This is a genomic window from Streptomyces sp. AA1529, assembly GCF_000280905.1.
Classification (GTDB): domain Bacteria; phylum Actinomycetota; class Actinomycetes; order Streptomycetales; family Streptomycetaceae; genus Streptomyces.
In genome coordinates this window covers 41,109-56,372 of record NZ_ALAP01000015.1, presented here as the reverse complement: position 1 = coordinate 56,372, position 15,264 = coordinate 41,109, and the positions used below count along the sequence as shown (strand labels likewise).

General features: G+C 73.6%; 13 protein-coding genes and 2 pseudogenes. 8 read left to right on the top strand and 7 right to left on the bottom strand.

Features of this window, described 5'->3' with window-relative positions:
* Position 1: 1 nt before the first annotated feature.
* From A949_RS0103020 to A949_RS32265, 3 genes are read right to left on the bottom strand one after another with little or no spacing between them, the layout of a single operon-like run.
* Positions 2-1,198, bottom strand: coding sequence for a cytochrome P450 (locus A949_RS0103020; RefSeq protein WP_019354526.1), 1,197 nt, complete (start codon positions 1,196-1,198; stop codon positions 2-4).
* Between the two features lie 2 nt (positions 1,199-1,200).
* Positions 1,201-1,812, bottom strand: a complete 612-nt coding sequence (locus A949_RS32270; protein ID WP_019354525.1) for a cupin domain-containing protein — start codon at positions 1,810-1,812, stop codon at positions 1,201-1,203.
* Positions 1,809-2,993: a type III polyketide synthase gene (locus A949_RS32265; protein WP_078534009.1), complete on the bottom strand. Its 1,185-nt coding sequence runs from the start codon at positions 2,991-2,993 to the stop codon at positions 1,809-1,811. The genes A949_RS32270 and A949_RS32265 overlap by 4 nt, the downstream gene beginning before the upstream one ends.
* A 254-nt stretch (positions 2,994-3,247) precedes the next feature.
* Between A949_RS32265 and A949_RS32260 the strand changes: the two are divergent.
* Positions 3,248-4,020, top strand: a pseudogene (locus A949_RS32260) (GNAT family N-acetyltransferase).
* 60 nt (positions 4,021-4,080) lie between these two features.
* On the opposite strand, the pseudogene A949_RS32255 reads toward A949_RS32260, so the two are convergent.
* Positions 4,081-5,272 (bottom strand): annotated as a pseudogene (locus tag A949_RS32255) (methyltransferase).
* A 219-nt stretch (positions 5,273-5,491) separates the two neighbouring features.
* Here A949_RS32255 and A949_RS0102995 point away from each other — a divergent pair.
* Complete coding sequence (locus tag A949_RS0102995; protein ID WP_019354522.1) at positions 5,492-5,725, top strand: hypothetical protein; 234 nt, start codon at positions 5,492-5,494, stop codon at positions 5,723-5,725.
* Positions 5,726-5,788: 63 nt separating this feature from the next.
* Here A949_RS0102995 and A949_RS0102990 read toward each other — a convergent pair whose 3' ends face one another.
* Positions 5,789-6,319, bottom strand: coding sequence for an NUDIX hydrolase (locus A949_RS0102990; protein WP_026004291.1), 531 nt, complete (start codon positions 6,317-6,319; stop codon positions 5,789-5,791).
* 85 nt (positions 6,320-6,404) lie between these two features.
* Complete coding sequence (locus A949_RS0102985; RefSeq protein ID WP_026004290.1) at positions 6,405-7,760, bottom strand: hypothetical protein; 1,356 nt, start codon at positions 7,758-7,760, stop codon at positions 6,405-6,407.
* A 250-nt stretch (positions 7,761-8,010) separates the two neighbouring features.
* On the opposite strand from A949_RS0102985, the gene A949_RS0102980 reads away from it, so the two are divergent.
* The 5 genes from A949_RS0102980 to A949_RS0102960 all read left to right on the top strand — a co-directional run bounded on the left by A949_RS0102980 (position 8,011) and on the right by A949_RS0102960 (position 13,390).
* Positions 8,011-9,762 (top strand): hypothetical protein, encoded by a 1,752-nt coding sequence (locus A949_RS0102980; RefSeq protein WP_019354519.1) that lies wholly within the window; start codon positions 8,011-8,013, stop codon positions 9,760-9,762.
* Positions 9,763-9,836: 74 nt separating this feature from the next.
* Positions 9,837-10,427 (top strand): N-acetylmuramoyl-L-alanine amidase, encoded by a 591-nt coding sequence (locus A949_RS0102975; protein ID WP_019354518.1) that lies wholly within the window; start codon positions 9,837-9,839, stop codon positions 10,425-10,427.
* 78 nt (positions 10,428-10,505) lie between these two features.
* The gene (locus A949_RS0102970) at positions 10,506-11,498 is read left to right on the top strand and encodes a 1-aminocyclopropane-1-carboxylate deaminase/D-cysteine desulfhydrase (protein ID WP_019354517.1); all 993 of its coding nucleotides are present in this window, start codon (positions 10,506-10,508) and stop codon (positions 11,496-11,498) included.
* A gap of 519 nt (positions 11,499-12,017) precedes the next feature.
* A complete protein-coding gene (locus A949_RS0102965; RefSeq protein ID WP_019354516.1) occupies positions 12,018-12,431 on the top strand; it encodes an anti-sigma regulatory factor in 414 nt (137 codons plus the stop codon).
* Positions 12,432-12,451: 20 nt separating this feature from the next.
* Entirely contained in the window at positions 12,452-13,390 is a 939-nt protein-coding gene (locus tag A949_RS0102960) for an RNA polymerase sigma factor SigF (RefSeq protein WP_051019376.1), read from the top strand.
* 91 nt (positions 13,391-13,481) lie between these two features.
* Here the strand turns inward: A949_RS0102960 and A949_RS0102955 are convergent, their stop codons facing one another.
* Positions 13,482-13,937: a hypothetical protein gene (locus A949_RS0102955; protein WP_019354514.1), complete on the bottom strand. Its 456-nt coding sequence runs from the start codon at positions 13,935-13,937 to the stop codon at positions 13,482-13,484.
* Positions 13,938-14,004: 67 nt separating this feature from the next.
* Between A949_RS0102955 and A949_RS0102950 the strand changes: the two genes are divergently transcribed.
* Complete coding sequence (locus A949_RS0102950; protein ID WP_019354513.1) at positions 14,005-14,973, top strand: diacylglycerol/lipid kinase family protein; 969 nt, start codon at positions 14,005-14,007, stop codon at positions 14,971-14,973.
* Positions 14,974-15,264 lie beyond the last annotated feature (291 nt).

The following is a 15,264-nucleotide window of genomic DNA, read 5'->3' as shown; positions in this document are numbered from 1 at the left end:
CTCACCAGGTGACCGGAAGCCCGACCGGCCCTCTGATCAGCACACTGCCCTGCCAGGCGATCTCCCCGGCGGGCACGGCAGGCCGCAGCCCCGGCAGCCGGCGCAGCAGCGCCGACAGCAGCTCCTCCGCCTCCATCCGGGCCAGCAGCGGTGCCACGCAGTGGTGCGGCCCGTGCCCGAAGGCCAGGTGCGGCGGGCCCTGGCGGTCGATGTCGAGCGCGTCCGGGTCGGGGAAGCGGCGCGGGTCGCGGCCCGCCGCCACGTAGGACACCTGCACCACCTCGCCGCGGCGCACCAGCACCCCGCCCACCTCGACGTCCTCGGTGGCGATCCTGGGCTGCCCCACCCCGTGCTTGTGCGGGATCCAGCGCAGCAGCTCCTCGACGGCACGCGGCACCGACTCCGGTTCGGCGCGCAGCCGTTCGCGCAGCTCCGGCCGGGTCAGCAGCAGGTAGACCATGTTGGAGACGTTGTTGCGCACCGCGTGCCACCCGTTGAGCCCGATCAGGGTGGCCAGCGCGAGCAGTTCCTCCTCGTCGATGCGACCGGCGTCCACCGCCGCCACCATCCGCGTCATCAGGTCACCGGCGGGCCGGGACCGGCGCCGCTCCGCCAGTTCCCGGAAGTACCGCCGGGCCGCCGCCTTCACCTGCTGGGCGCGTTCGGCCGCCGCGTCGTCCGAGGCGCGGGTCAGCAGCGTCACGGCCCAGTCGCGCACCTGGGTACGGTCCTCGGGCGGCACCCCCAGCAGCTCCCCCACCACGGCCAGCGGCAGGGGCGAGACGACGTACCGCACCACGTCGGCCGGGGGGCCCGCCGCCAGCATCCCGTCCACCAGCTCCGCCACGAGCGCCCGGACCCGGGGCCGGAGCCGTTCCACCGCGCCGCTGCCGAACACCGGCGCCACCACGGAGCGCACCCGTGCGTGTCCGGGCGGGTCGACGAAGCTGACGGCGCGGTCGAGCGGAATCAGATGCCGGGTCATGCGCGGGGTGGGGCGGCCGACGATGTCCCGGCTGAACCGGGGGTCCGAGGTGACGAAGCGGACGTCGTCGTACCGCGTCACCAGCCAGCAGTCCCCCTCGCCGTGCGGCAGCCGGATGCGGGACGGCGGGCTCTCCAGGGCCGCCCGCAGGAACGGGTCGAACTCCAGCTCCGGCGGATCGGCCGGGACGTCGTAGAGCGGGCACTGCGCCATGGTCAGCCCTCCTCGCTCCGGTCCGGGGCGCCCTTCGGCACCGGTCCCGGGGGCGGGCCGTGCCGGAGCGGGGTGAGCTGCTCGATGTCGTAGCGGGCCCGCAGCGCGGCGACGGCAGCCTCGTCCGGCGGGCCGTCCACGGCCAGGATGTCCAGCAGTTCGTCGAAGTACCGCTCGTGGTCGGGCGGGGGTGCCGCCTGGAAGAACATCCGCGCCGGGGCACCGGTCGGGTTGGCGAACGCGTGCGGGCAGCCCGGCGGCACCAGCACGGTGGTGCCCGTGGTGGCGCGCACGGGCCGGTCGCCGGCGGCCGACTCCCACTCCCGCCAGCCGTCCCGGGTGCGCACCCGGGGTTCGAAGGCGAGCAGCTCCAGCTCGCCCTCCAGCACGTAGAAGAGTTCCTCGCTGCGGGTGTGCACATGGGCGCCCACGTCGAAGCCGGGCGGTACGACGACCTCGAAGCTGGAGGCGGCCCGGGAGTGCTGCCCGGTCACCTTGAAGGTCACCTGCTGGGCGGCGGTGCGCAGGGTGCGCCCGCGGCCCGGTGGCACGACCAGGCCGCTGCGCGGCCGGGGTCGCTGCGGGCCGGGCTCCACTGTTCCGGTACGGGTCATGACGGGTTCAGTGCTCCTTCCGGTGGGTTCTCCGGGCGGGGCCCGGGTGGCTTCCCGGCCGTCCCGGCGGGCTCCGGTCCGTGCCGGGTCCCGGCGCGCTGCCGGTCGGCGTCCGCCGGGCCTGCCTGCGCCGCGGCGCCCTCCCAGCGGCCCACCGCCATCTCCGCGGTGATGCCGGGGCCGAACCCGGCCAGCAGCCCGCGCGCGCCCTCGCCGGGGCCGCCCTCGTCGAACAGCCGGCGGAGGGCGTCCAGGACGACGACGCTGGCGGTGTTGCCGTACTCCGTCAGCGTGGCCCGGCTGAACCGGAAGGCGTGCTGCGGCACCTCCAGGTATTTCCCCAGGTCCTGCAGGATCCGCGGACCGCCGGCGTGCACGATGTAGAAGTCCAGCTCGGAGGCGTCCCAGCCGTGCCGTGCCGCCAGTTCGCACAGCGCGGGCGCCAGCGGGCCCATGGTCGAGGGGACCCGCTTGTCCAGCAGGAAGTGGAAGCCGGTGGAGCGGACGTCGTAGGAGATCCACTCCTCGGTGTCCGGGATCAGATAGGAGCCGTTGCGCAGCAGCCGGATGCCCGTGCCGCCCGAGCCGCGGACGACGGCTGCCGCCACCCCGTCCCCGAACAGGCCGTCGGACAGCAGCGAGCCGACGCCGACGTCGGTGGGCTGGTAGCACAGGGAGCAGAACTCGCACGCGACGATCAGCGCGTTGGCCTCGGGGTAGGCCGTGCAGAAGTCCTGTGCCCGGTTGATCGCCGCGCCGCCGCCCGCGCAGCCCAGCTGCGCGATGGGCAGTTGGCGGGTGGTGGAGCGGAACCCCAGCGTGTTGATCAGCCAGGCCGTCAGCGAGGGCATCATGAAGCCGGTGCAGGAGACGTAGACGATGAGGTCGATCTCCTCGGCCTCCAGTTCGGCGGCGGCCAGCGCCCGGCCGACGACCCGCGGCACCCGGGCCTTGGCCTCCGCCTCGTACACCGAGTTCCGCTCCGCGAAGCCGGGGTGGCGGAGGGTCAGCTCCAGGGGTTGGACGAGATGTCTGGTCCGTACGCCGGTGTTCTCGATCAGCCGCAGCACGAGGGGGAGTTGAGGATGCTCCGCGTGCTGGGAGCGCGCCAGTGCGAGCGTGTCCGCCAACGTGATCACGTGTGGCGGGACCTGTACAGCAGGTCGGCACAGAGTCGCCATGACAGGAACAACGAGGGCCCGACGCAGTACGGTACTCCACTATAGGGTGGGAAATCAATCCCAACTACCGCGATGGTAACCAACTGCACCATAAAGGACAGACGTTGCATGCCGTCGGCGTCCCGGGCCCCGGACGTACACGATCCGTCCCCGCACCGGACCGGCGTCCGCCATGGGGTCGCCGCCGAGACCGAACGCGCCGCCCCGCACAAATCCGTGGCCCGCGCTCCACCGTTTGTGGAAGCGTCCGGCCCATGACGCCCCACGACTCCGGCACCGTCGAGATCACCCGCCTCGCCGACCGCCCCGAACTGACCGGCAGGCTCCACGAGATCTCCGACGACTGGCCGGCCTTCGTCGCGGCGGACCTGGTCGCCTGCACCCTGCTCCCGCAGGTCCCGGAGGACTTCCCGGAGTACTGCGTCGTCGCCACAGACGGGACCGCGTCGTCGCGCGCGGGTACGGCGTGCCCTTCGACGCCGCCTCGGCCGGCCGCGAGGAGACCCCCGACCAGGGGTGGGACAGGGTGCTGACATGGGCCTGCGCCGACCGGCGGCACGGCCGTCCGGCCACGGCGGTGAGCGCGCTGGAGATCACCGTCGACCCGGCGCACCGGGGCCGCGGACTCTCCTACCGGATGCTGGACGGGCTCCGCGCGGCGGCGCACCGGCAGGGGCACCGGGAACTGGTGGCCCCGGTGCGCCCGACGGCCAAGCAGCAGCGGCCGGAGCTGCCGATGGCCGACCACATCGGCGAACTGCGCGCCGACGGGCTGCCCGCCGACCCGTGGCTGCGGGTACACGTCCGCGCGGGCGGCACCGTGGAGCAGGTCGCGCCCGCCTCCATGACGGTGAGCGCGCCCCTCGCCCGGTGGCGGGAGTGGACAGGGCTGCCGTTCGACCGTGCGGGAGAGGTGCGGGTGCCGGGCGCACTGGCGCCGGTGCACTGCGATCCGGTGCGGGGGCACGCCGTCTACGTGGAGCCCAACGTCTGGGTCCGGCACCGTGCCACGGGGCGGACAGTCTGAACGCCGCCCCGCGCGCCGCGCCCCGGCGCACCGGCCGCGGCCCGTGCGGACGTCCGCGGCTCAGCCGGCCGCCGGGCGCAGCCGCCACAGCCGGGTCGTCTCGGCGGCCCTGGCGGCGTGCAGGGGCGCCTCCGGGTCCTCGGCCCTGCCGTGCCGGGGCCGGGCGTCGAGCCGGCCGGCCACCTCCAGCCCGGCGCCGGCGATCCACTCCAGCAACTGCTCGCGGGGGCGCAGGCCCAGGTGCTCGGCGAGATCGGAGAGGATCAGCCAGCCCTCGCCGCCGGGGGCGAGCCGCTCGGCCAGCCCCGTGAGGAAGCCCCGCAGCATACGGCTGTCGGGGTCGTAGACCGCCTGCTCCAGTACCGAGGTCGGTTTGGCGGGCAGCCACGGCGGGTTGCAGACCGCGAGGTCCGCACGCCCGGCCTCCGGGGGCGGGAACAGATCGGACCGTACGACCTCGACCGCCTCCGCCACACCGAGCCGCGCGGCGTTCTCGCGCGCGCACTCCACCGCCCGCTCGCCCAGATCGGTGGCGATCACCCGGCCCACACCGCGCCGGGCCAGCACCGCGGCCAGCACACCCGTCCCGGTGCCGACGTCGAAGGCCAGCAGTCCGGCAGCCGGCCGGTCCGGCAGCGGAGCCTGTGCGACCAGGTCGACGTACTCGCCGCGTACCGGTGAGAAGACCCCCGTGGTGCGGGTGGATCCGGTCGCCGCCCAGTGCGTCGACGGGCACCCCGTTGCGCCACCACTCGTACGCGCCGAGCACGCCCTGCAGTTCGCGCAGGGAGACCAGCGCCAGGTCGCCCACGGCGCCGCCGGGCGCGCCGTAGGCGGCCACACAGGCGGGGCCCACCTCCGGCGCGCGGCGCAGCGGTACGGCGTAGGAGCCGCCGGGCGCGGTCTCCAGCGGGACCAGCAGCATGCCGAGGATCCGGGCCCGGCGGGAGCGGGCCTGCCGGTGGAGGTGGAAGCCCTCCAGGGGCGTGGCCCCGGGTTTGGGCTGCTTGCGGTCCACCCGGCGGCCGAGCGCCGCCAGCAGTTGCCGGGCGCCGTGGTAGTCGCCGCGCCACAGCAGCGCGGTCCCCTCGCAGACCAGCTTGTAGGCGATGTCGGCGGCCATCCGGTCATCGGCGACGGCGACCCGCCGCGGCGGCCGGGCACCGCTCTCCGACCGCCACACGGCGGTCCGCTCCCGGCCTCCCTCGTCCCACCGGACGGTGCCGTCCCCGGCCTCTGGCTGTGCGTTCACCGGACAACCGTAACCGCGCCCGCGGGTGTCCCCTCCGGCGCGGCCGGAGCACGGGCCCGCCGGCCCCGCCGAGGGCCGTTCGGACGATCGTGTGAAATGGACTGACCAGCCGGTTCGACGCAGCCGTGGGCGGCGGGGAACCGGCTGATCACGGCATACGTTGACGGGTGTACCGGAGCCGACCCGGCCGGTAGAGCCGTACACGACGGAGGCAGGACCATGGCAGGCTTTCTCGACCGCGCCAAGGAGCAGGCTCAGCGGGGCATCGCGCAGGGCAAGGAGAAGGTGGAGGAGGTCCAGGCCCAGCGCGCGGGCAACGACCTGCTGCGCCGGCTGGGCGCCGCCTACTACGCGGAGCAGCAGGGCTCCGGCTCGGCGCAGGAGGTCCAGCGGGCCCTCGCCGCCGTCCAGGAGCACGTGGCGCAGAACGGCGACGACTTCCTCAAGAGCTGAGGCCGCCCCGCACGGCCGGGGTCCGGGGCCGCTCCTCACCGGCCGAGGAGCGGCCCGGCCGGCTCATCCGAAGCGGACGCGGTGGAGCATCAGCAGCGCCGCGGCCATGTTCGCCGCGGGGACCTCGCCCGCGGCGATGAGGTCGGGCACTTCCTTGAGCGGGACCCATTCGCGCTTCTCGGACTCGAAGTCGTCCTCCGGCGGCCCCACGTAGTCGGCCCCCGGCGACCAGTAGATGTGGTGCCGGGCGTCGGTGAGTCCGTTGGACGGCTCGACGGTCATCAGATGGCGGAGCGGTCCCGGGCGCCAGCCGGTCTCCTCCAGCATCTCCCGGGCCGCCGCCTCGACCAGGTCCTCGCCCTCCTCGACGACGCCCGCCGCCAGCTCCCACCCCCAGCTGTCCGTGATGAAGCGGTGCCGCCACAGCAGCAGCACCTCGTTGCGCTCGTTGACCGCGGTCGCCGCGGCGACGGGCCGCAGCCGGATCAGATAGTGATCCAGGTGGCGCCCGTTCGGCAGTTCCACATCCGCCAGATTCACCCGAAGCCACTGGTTCTCGTACACAGTGTGTTCACCCAGGTTCTTCCATCGCACGTATGTGCCCCCTTCCCGACGGAGGTTGGGCACATCCCAGCATGTCGTGCGCGCCCGCTGACAGGGGCGCAGCGCGCGCCCCGGCTCAGAACGGCACGCTCAGCGAGTCCTCGATGAGCTTCGCCGCTTCGACCGCCGAAGTCCCGGGGTGCTGCTCCAGCCGCTTCCTGACCCTGCGCATGCGCCCGCGCAGCCGCTGCGACTCGATGCCCTGCGCGGTGTCCACCATCTCCGCCGCGGTGACCGCGGCACGTTCGGGTTCCCCCGCGTGCAGCGCCACGTCGGTGAGGGTGGCGAGCCGGTTCACCCGGCCGCGGGCGTGCGCGGGCGCGCGCGCCGCCCGCTGGGCGTACTCGGCAGCCGCGGACAGCTCTCCCAGCAGGATCAGCGCCTCGGCCAACCGCACCTCGACCAGTCCCGGTTGGACGTAGCTGGTCTCCTCGGGCTCCTCCGCGGGGCGAATGCGCTCGGAGTACGCCTCGGCCCGGCGCATGCAGTCGTGCGCGCTGCGCCGGTCCCCGAGCCGGGCGTACGCACCGGCCTGCATCGCGTACACATCCGTGGCGAGCGCGGCGCTGATGCGCGGTCCCGTGGTGCGCAGCAGGGCCTCGGAACAGGCGAGCGCGTGCCGGGTGTCGCCCAGGAACAGCGCCTGGTTGACGAGGAGGGCGACCACGTAGCCGCCGAAGACCAGGTCGCCGGACGCCTTGCCCAGCCGCAGCGCCTGGTGGAAGTAGCGCTGGGCCAGCCCCTGCGCGTCGGCGTCGTAGGCGCAGATGCCGCTGATGGCCGCAAGCGAGCCGGCGGCGCGGCACAGCGCGCGGCCGGTGGTGTCGTCGTAGCTCCCGCGCAGCAGCGGGGCGACCTCACCGTGCAGGAAACCGACCACGCGGCCGCGGGTGGCGACTCCTCCGGCGTTCCGGTACAGGTGCTCGTAGTGGCCGCGGGCGGCGTGCAGTACGCCCACGTCCGCGCCGGTGACCTCGGCACCGCCGGTGCGCGAGACGTCCCGGTCCTCGGGCGGGTTCTCCCACTCCCACACCGGCGCGACGGCCGCGCCGCCGGTCAGCAGGGCGGGGCCGAGCCGGCCCCCGTGCACCCGGTCGGAGCGCCACAGGGAGGCAGCGCGCTCCACGAACCGGTCCAGGCCCGCCGCTTCGGAGCCGAGCGCGGCTCCGGGTAGCCGGCCGTCCGCCGGGACATCCATGCCGATGTCACTGAGTGTGAGGGTTCTGTCGAGCTGGCGCCCGAGGATCTCGCAGATCAACTCGGGGACGCTGCCGCGTGGCCGTTGCCCCTTCAACCAGCGCGCCACGGCCGTGTGATCGTAACGCAGGGTTATCCCTGCTTGGTCGCCTAATCGATTGATTCTCGCCGCAAGACCGGCTCGGGACATCCCTGCCTGGTCAAGGAGCGCGTCCAGTTGGCTGTTGGGCTCCATGCCGCCCTCCGTCGGGTCCAACGTGTCGTCTCGCAGAGTAGTGGACCGGCATTCACACGGGGTGTGAAAGCACCACGCAGTCGTGCGCCCGGCACATGCTCCCGCAGCGGGGAGCGATGCGGTTCCCTGAAAACGTCCGGGTGCATGACAGCACATCAAGCACACGGAGAGCTACGGAAAGACATCACCTGATTCCGGAAGTGAGGCAGAACAGTGAACGACCCCATCCGACTCCACCACAGGAACAACCATGCGACCCGCTGACCCCGTACGCGTCACGGCGTCCCCGAGCACCGGGTCCCGCACCCGCGCCCCCAACCGCGCGCTGCGTGCCCTGCTGGAGGAGAGCGAGTGGACGCAGGCGGCGTTCGCGCGTGCCCTGGCTCGTCTCGGCGCCGAGGTCGGCATCCATCTCCGGTACGACAGAACTTCAGTCGCCCACTGGCTGCGCGGCAGCCGTCCCGACCCCCGGGTGCAGCACCTGATGGCGGAGGCGCTCTCGCGCCGCCTCGGCCGCCGGATCACGGTGGCGGACCTGGGCATGCTCGGCGCCCGCGGCTGCCGCCCCGGCACGGCGGCCCGCCCGCGCGGCGACAGCGGTGGCGGTGGCGGTGGCGGCGAGGACGACACCTCCGACCCGGCGGAGGAAGGACCACGCCCCACCGCGGGGGCCGCACCGGCCGGGCACCGGAAGCGGCTCCGGGAGCCGCTCGGCTCCGGTGCTCCGGCGGCCGACGCCGAGGCACCGGCAGGGGGCCGCGAACACCCGGTGGACGCCCGTCTGTTCGGCCTCGGCCGGCCGTTGCGCCCCGCCGACCAGCTCACCGCGCTCACCGCGCCGGTGATCCCGCCGCCCCGCGCGGACACCCCGCCACCGGCGCCCTACACCCTGGGGCTGCTGACCGAGACGGTACGCGGACGCCGGGACGGCCGTCCGGACGGCGCCCCGGCGGAAGCGGGCGGCGACCCGGCCGCGGACGATCCGGCCACCGCGCCCGGAGCCCCCACCCCGGCGCCGCTGCCCGGCGCCCGGAACGGCTGCACGGCCCGCGGCTCCCGCCCCGCGCGCACCCCCGAACCGGGCCAGGTGGCCTCGGTCCACGAGCACGCCCGGTTCTTCGCGCTGCAGGCCGACCGGTACGGCGGCGGTCATATCCGCACCCCGCTCGCCGCCTGCCTCTCGGGGCTCGTCCGCTCGCTGCGCCACGGCGAGGAGGGCGTGCACCGGCGCGGCATCCAGGCGGGCGCCGCACGGCTGAGCTTCCTGCTGGCCCGGGTCTACGTGGACGAGCAGCGGCACGGACTCGCCCAGCGCGCCTTTCTCACCGCGGCGGAACTCGCCGCGGAGGCCGCCGATCCGGAGGGGGTCGCGCTGGCCCGCCGCGCCCTCAGCTCGCAGGCGCACCAGTTGGGCCACCCGCGCGAGAGCCTGCTGCTCGCCCGGGCGGCCCTGGCCGCGGCCCCGGCGGACACCGACCCCTCGGCGCGCGCGTTCCTGTACGCCGGACTGGCCGTGGCGGACGCGGCGTGCGGCCAGGAGGGCCGGGCACTGGAGGCGCTGGAGCGCGCGGAGCGGCAACTGGCCCGGTCCCCGGTCGATCTGACCACCGGTCCGGAGAGCCCCACCGGCGAGCCGGTCGGCAGCTACCGGAGCGCCGCGCTGCGCTACCAGTCCAGCCAGGTGCGGGTGGCGCTCGGCGACCGCGAAGGCGCCATCGACGACCTGCGCGCCTCGCTGCACGACCGTCCCGCCGGCGAGCGCCGCACCCGCGCCGTGTGCCAGGCGGAACTGGCCGAACTGCTGCTCTCCCGCGGTCGGCTGGAGGAGGCGTGCGCCGCGTGGAGCGCGTTCCTGGAGGTGTCCGCGCAGGTCCGCTCGGGCCGGGTGCGGGCGGCCCGCTCCCGGATACCGGAGCTGCTGCGGCCCTGGGGGCGCGACCCCCGGGCGCACGCCCTCCTCGTACGGGTGACCCCCACCGCGGATGCGGCCCGGCGCGGCTAGAAACGGCGCGGCAACGGGTATGCCCCCGGGACAGGTTCCGGCCGCGGCCGGGCACCCGGCAGCCGGAGGCGAGCATGGCCACACCCATCACCGCGACCGCATTCGTCCGGGCCCTGGAGAAGGAAGGGGCCCGGGTCGAGGAGGTCCGGGACTGGCGCACCCACAACCGCGACCAGCAGGGGCCGTGGGGGCCGGTGCACGGTGTCGTGATCCACCACACCGTCACCAGCGGCTCGGCCGCGACGGTCGATCTGATCTACGAGGGCCGCGAGGATCTGCCGGGGCCGCTCGCCCACGGCTGCGTCACCAAGGACGGCACCGTGCATCTGACCGGCCACGGCCGGGCCAACCACGCGGGCTCCGGCGACGGCGACGTACTGCGCGCCGTCGTCGCCGAGCGCGCCACCCCGCCGCCGAACCAGCAGAACACCGACGGGAACCGGTACTTCTACGGCTTCGAATGCGAGAACCTCGGAGACGGCGAGGACCCGTGGCCGGACGAGCAGCTGGAGGCGATCGTGCGGGCCGCGGCCGCGCTGTGCCGGCACCACGGCTGGGGCGCCCGGTCGGTCATCGGCCACCTGGAGTGGACGGACCAGAAGAGCGACCCCCGCGGCTTCACCATGGACACCCTGCGGGAGCGGATCGCCGAGCGCCTCAGGTGACCGGTCGCCTGCCCCGCCGCGTCCCCGCGGCCGGGGCGGGGACCGCGGGCACCGGAGTCCGGCCGCCACAATGGAGGGGTGAGCCACCCCGTCGATGTCGCCGCGGCCCTGCGGCCCCGCCCGCCCTCCCCGCTCCAGGAGGTCGAGGACGAGCGCTTCACCCGCCGGGGTGTGCGGCTGCTGCTGAAGCGGGAGGACCTGGTGCACGCGACGGCCGACGGTCGGGCGGCAGGGCCGGGGCCGGGGCCGGGGCCGGGGCCGGGGCCGGGGCCGGTGGAGCTTTACCCCTCCGGTAACAAGTGGCGCAAACTCGCCCCCAATCTGCGGGCGGTGGCCGAGAGCAGCCACCGGCGGCTGCTGACCTTCGGCGGGGCCTACTCCAACCATCTGCGCGCCACCGCGGCGGCGGGCAGGCTGCTCGGGTTGCGCACGGTCGGGGTGGTCCGGGGCCACGAGCTGGCCGACCGGCCGCTCAACCCGTCCCTCGCCCGCTGCACCGAAGACGGCATGCTGCTGCACTTCGTCACGCGTGCCGACTACCGCCGCCGGGCCGACCCCGCGTTCCACCACGAGCTGCGCGCCCGCTTCGGGCCCTGCGCCGTCGTCCCCGAGGGCGGCAGCAACGCGGCGGCCGTGCGCGGGTGCGCGGCACTGGGCGCGGAACTGCGCGGGCACACCGATGTGGCTGCCGTCGCCTGCGGTACCGGCGGCACCCTCGCGGGCATGGCGGCGGGCCTTTCTGCAGGTCAGCGCGGCCTCGGGGTGCCGGTACTGAAGGGCGGGTTCCTCGGCGGGGAGATCGCGCGGCTCCAGCGGGAGACCTTCGGCGGGCCGCGGGGCGACTGGTGGCTGGAGGAACGTTTCCACGGCGGCGGTTACGCGAGGACGAGCCCGGAGCTGTCCGACTTCGCAGCGGACTTCGCCCAGCGGCACGGGCTGCCCGCGCTGGAGGAGACCTATGTGACCAAGCTGCTGTTCGCGCTCACCCGGCTCACGGAGGAGGGCGCCTTCCCCCGGGGCAGCACGGTGACCGCCGTCGTCACCGGCCGGGCATCCGCCTCGGAGTGGTGACACACCGTGAGGTTCTTCCTCACTCTCCGCACCCGGGTCTTCGCCGCATCTCCACCAGGGGTGACACTGAGTAGCCATCCCTCGCACCCCTCGGGCACCTCCGGCCCGTTTCGGGGTCACTCGCAGGGGCGGGTTTCGGCCCTTGTCGGAGCCTGTGCCGCGAGGGGCTATGAACGCATCAGGTGACGGGTACTGACATGGCAGGCCCTTCCGGCGTCGCCGAGGCGCCCCCGACCGGGCACACAGGGTGGCCACGGGGATCTCGGGAGTCGTTCCGGAAAGCGGCCCACGGCGACCCCATAAGGCCAACACAGCGTAATCACGGCGGATTTGGGGCCTCCACCCCCTAGCCACGGAAAGTACCCATATGTTTACTATGGGTGACGCTCAGGAATGAGGCGGCGGTGATCGATGCGTGCGGCATCGTGACACGGATCGCGATAGCGTCACTGACGAAACGAATCAACAGCCGTTTCGGCCCGTGAGGCCCGACCGGCTCGTGCCACCTTGGAGGTGAGGGTGTCCCAGATCGCAGGCGAGCCCGCGTCGCAGGACTTCGTCGAGGTCCGGCTGCCGGCTGCGGGTGCCTATCTGTCGGTGCTGCGGACGGCCACCGCCGGGCTCGCGGCCCGCTTGGACTTCACCCTCGACGAGATCGAGGATCTGCGGATCGCCGTGGACGAGGCGTGCGCGATCCTGCTCCAGCAGGCCGTCCCCGGTTCCGTGCTCAGTTGTGTCTTCCAGCTCGTCGGCGACTCGCTGCACGTCACCGTCTCGGCGCCGACGACCGATGGCCGTGCCCCCGAACGCGACACCTTCGCGTGGACGGTGCTCTCGGCCCTGGCCGGTGAGGTGGGTTCAGCAGTGTCGGATGACCGTACGGTCAGCATCAGCCTGCACAAGAAGCGCGGTGCAGGACCCGGAGCATCGTGACCGAGCACGAGGCAAGTCAGATGTGGTCAGGCCGCCCGGGGGCGGTCTCCCGGGGCGTTCCCGAGCAACAGCCCCGGCCGCACCCGGCCGACCCCAGCATGCAGCGACCCAAGCAGGCAGAGCGGGCGGACGCTATGGACCAGCAGCAGCACGAGCGGCGTGAGCGGGCCGCCGGCCACGACGCGGGCGCGTCCCACGGGCCCGACCCGCAGGATCGCGGCGGCGCGCGGGCGCTCTTCGTCCGGCTGCGCACGCTGCCGGACGGGCCCGAGCGCGCCGAGCTGCGCAACCACCTGGTGCGGATGCATCTGCCCCTCGTCGAGCATCTGGCCCGCCGCTTCCGCAACCGCGGCGAGCCGCTGGACGACCTGACGCAGGTCGCGACGATCGGCCTGATCAAATCGGTCGACCGCTTCGACCCAGAGCGCGGCGTCGAGTTCTCGACGTATGCGACACCCACGGTCGTCGGCGAGATCAAACGCCACTTCCGCGACAAGGGCTGGGCCGTGCGCGTGCCCCGGCGGCTCCAGGAGCTGCGGCTGTCCCTCACCTCGGCGACGGCCGAGCTCTCCCAGCTCCACGGGCGCGCCCCGACCGTGCACGAACTGGCCAAGCGGCTCTCGATCTCCGAGGAGGAGGTCCTCGAGGGCCTGGAGTCCGCGAACGCCTACAGCACCCTGTCGCTCGACGTGCCCGACACCGACGAGGAGTCCCCGGCCGTCGCCGACACCCTGGGCGCCGAGGACGACGCCCTGGCGGGCGTCGAGTACCGGGAGTCACTCAAACCGCTGCTGGAGGAGCTGCCGCCGCGGGAGAAGAAGATCCTGCTGCTGCGGTTCTTCGGCAACATGACCCAGTCCCAGATCGCCCAGGAGGTCGGCATCTCCCAGATGCACGTCTCCAGACTCCTGGCGAGAACCCTGGCACAACTGCGGGACCGCCTGCTGGTGGAGGAGTGATCCTCCCGTTCCGCCCCTTCCCCTGACCCGGGGCGCGTCCCGCGGTCGGCGGGAGGGGGCGCTGCGCACCGGACGGGCCGGCCCCGGGGGCTCAGTCCCGGCCGACTCCGAGCGCCTCGGTGGCCTTCGGGTTCACCAGGCACCCCAGCACGACGACGGCCGCCAGGCCCAGCACGACGGCGGCGGCCAGTGAACCGCCCCCGTTCCGGCCCAGTTGCCAGGCGACGGGCAGCGCGATGAGCTGCACGATCATGGAGGGTCCCCGGCTCCAGCGGCGCCGGTGCCAGAGCCCGCCGGCGGCGGCCAGCGGCAGCACGGACAGCGCGAGGACGGTGGCGGCCAGGGTGGCGGCCTGCGTCGTGTCATCCGGCCGCCGGGTGACCAGCAGCACCAGCGAGACGACCCCGAAGGCCGCGACGACCAGCCCTTCGGCGCCGGTCAGTACGGCGGCGGCGACGATCCTGCGCGGACCGCGCGCCCCCCGCCGCGTCCCCGTCGCCTCGTCCGCTTCCGTGGCGGCGTCCGCCCGCTTCGACCTTTCGCTCACCAGGGCAGCCTAGCCGTCGGCACCGGCGGGGCTGGGCCGTGTACCCCGCGGTAGGTACCCTCACCCCATGCGCGCACTACTCGTGGTCAACCCGGCAGCCACCACCACCAGCGCCCGGACCCGTGACGTGCTGGCGCATGCCCTCGCGAGCGATCTCAAACTGGAGGTGGCGACCACCCGGTACCGGGGCCACGCCAGGGACCTCGCGCGGCAGGCCGCCCAGGGCGGCACCACCGAGCTGGTGATCGCGCTCGGCGGGGACGGCACGGTCAACGAGGTGGTCAACGGGCTGCTGCACGACGGCCCCGATCCGGAGCGGCTGCCCAGGCTGGCCGTGGTACCGGGCGGCTCCACCAATGTCTTCGCGCGCGCCCTGGGGATGCCCAACGACGTCGTGGAGGCCACCGGGCACCTGCTGGACGCGCTGGAGGCCGGCTCCGAACGGACGGTCGGCCTGGGGATCGCCGGAGGCGTTCCGGGCTCCGACGACGCGGAGATCCCCGACCGTTGGTTCACCTTCACCGCGGGGCTGGGGTTCGACGCCGGGGTGATCGGCAGGGTGGAGCAGCAGCGGGAGCGGGGAAAGCGCTCCACGCATCCGCTGTATGTGCGCCAGGTCGTACGGCAGTTCCTGAACGAGCCGCACCGCCGCACCGGGACGATCACGCTGGAGCGGGAGGACGCCGAGCCGGTGCGGGAGCTGGCGCTCTCGATCGTGTGCAACACCGCGCCGTGGTCGTACTTCGGGAACAAGCCGCTGTACGCGGCGCCGGAGGCGTCCTTCGACACCGGCCTCGACGTGCTGGGACTGCAGAGACTGACGCCGCTGGCGGTGAGCCGCTACGGCACCCAGTTGCTGACCTCCAGCCCGGAACGGGGGCCCCGCGGCAAGCACGCGGTGACACTGCACGACCTCACCCGGTTCACCTTGCATTCGCAGGCGCCATTGCCGTTTCAGATGGACGGTGACCACCTGGGACTGCGTACGAGCGTGAGCTTCACAGGCGTACGGCGTGCACTGCGTGTGATTGTGTAAGTGGAAGGGGCCAAAGTCCTTCCACTCGAACGTTTAGGCCAGGGTCCACCCCCTCGAATGACGGCTGTGAGCTAGTCGACACCAAGGATTCAAAAAAAAGTTTCCGGAAGGGGTTGTATCCGCCGCCGAGGTTTGCGAGTCTCTTCATGGCGATCGGGACGGCCCGCCACCAGGGCCCCCTTGAGAGCCGGAATCCCTTTCTTTGACTTCAGTGGGACCCGCATCACATTTGTGAGGCCCCACTTCCCCCGTCAAGGGATTCGTGAAAGCGTTCACATTCACAAGCAAGCC

Bases quoted from the DNA above. Each gene is read 5' to 3' on its own strand.
- A949_RS0102985 (WP_026004290.1), bottom strand. From the start codon at position 7,760: ATGGAGCCCAACAGCCAACTGGACGCGCTCCTTGACCAGGCAGGGATG.
- A949_RS0103020 (WP_019354526.1), bottom strand. From the start codon at position 1,198: ATGGCGCAGTGCCCGCTCTACGACGTCCCGGCCGATCCGCCGGAGCTG.
- A949_RS0102980 (WP_019354519.1), top strand. From the start codon at position 8,011: ATGCGACCCGCTGACCCCGTACGCGTCACGGCGTCCCCGAGCACCGGG.
- A949_RS0102960 (WP_051019376.1), top strand. From the start codon at position 12,452: ATGTGGTCAGGCCGCCCGGGGGCGGTCTCCCGGGGCGTTCCCGAGCAA.
- A949_RS32270 (WP_019354525.1), bottom strand. From the start codon at position 1,812: ATGACCCGTACCGGAACAGTGGAGCCCGGCCCGCAGCGACCCCGGCCG.
- A949_RS0102995 (WP_019354522.1), top strand. From the start codon at position 5,492: ATGGCAGGCTTTCTCGACCGCGCCAAGGAGCAGGCTCAGCGGGGCATC.
- A949_RS0102950 (WP_019354513.1), top strand. From the start codon at position 14,005: ATGCGCGCACTACTCGTGGTCAACCCGGCAGCCACCACCACCAGCGCC.
- A949_RS0102975 (WP_019354518.1), top strand. From the start codon at position 9,837: ATGGCCACACCCATCACCGCGACCGCATTCGTCCGGGCCCTGGAGAAG.
- A949_RS32265 (WP_078534009.1), bottom strand. From the start codon at position 2,993: ATGGCGACTCTGTGCCGACCTGCTGTACAGGTCCCGCCACACGTGATC.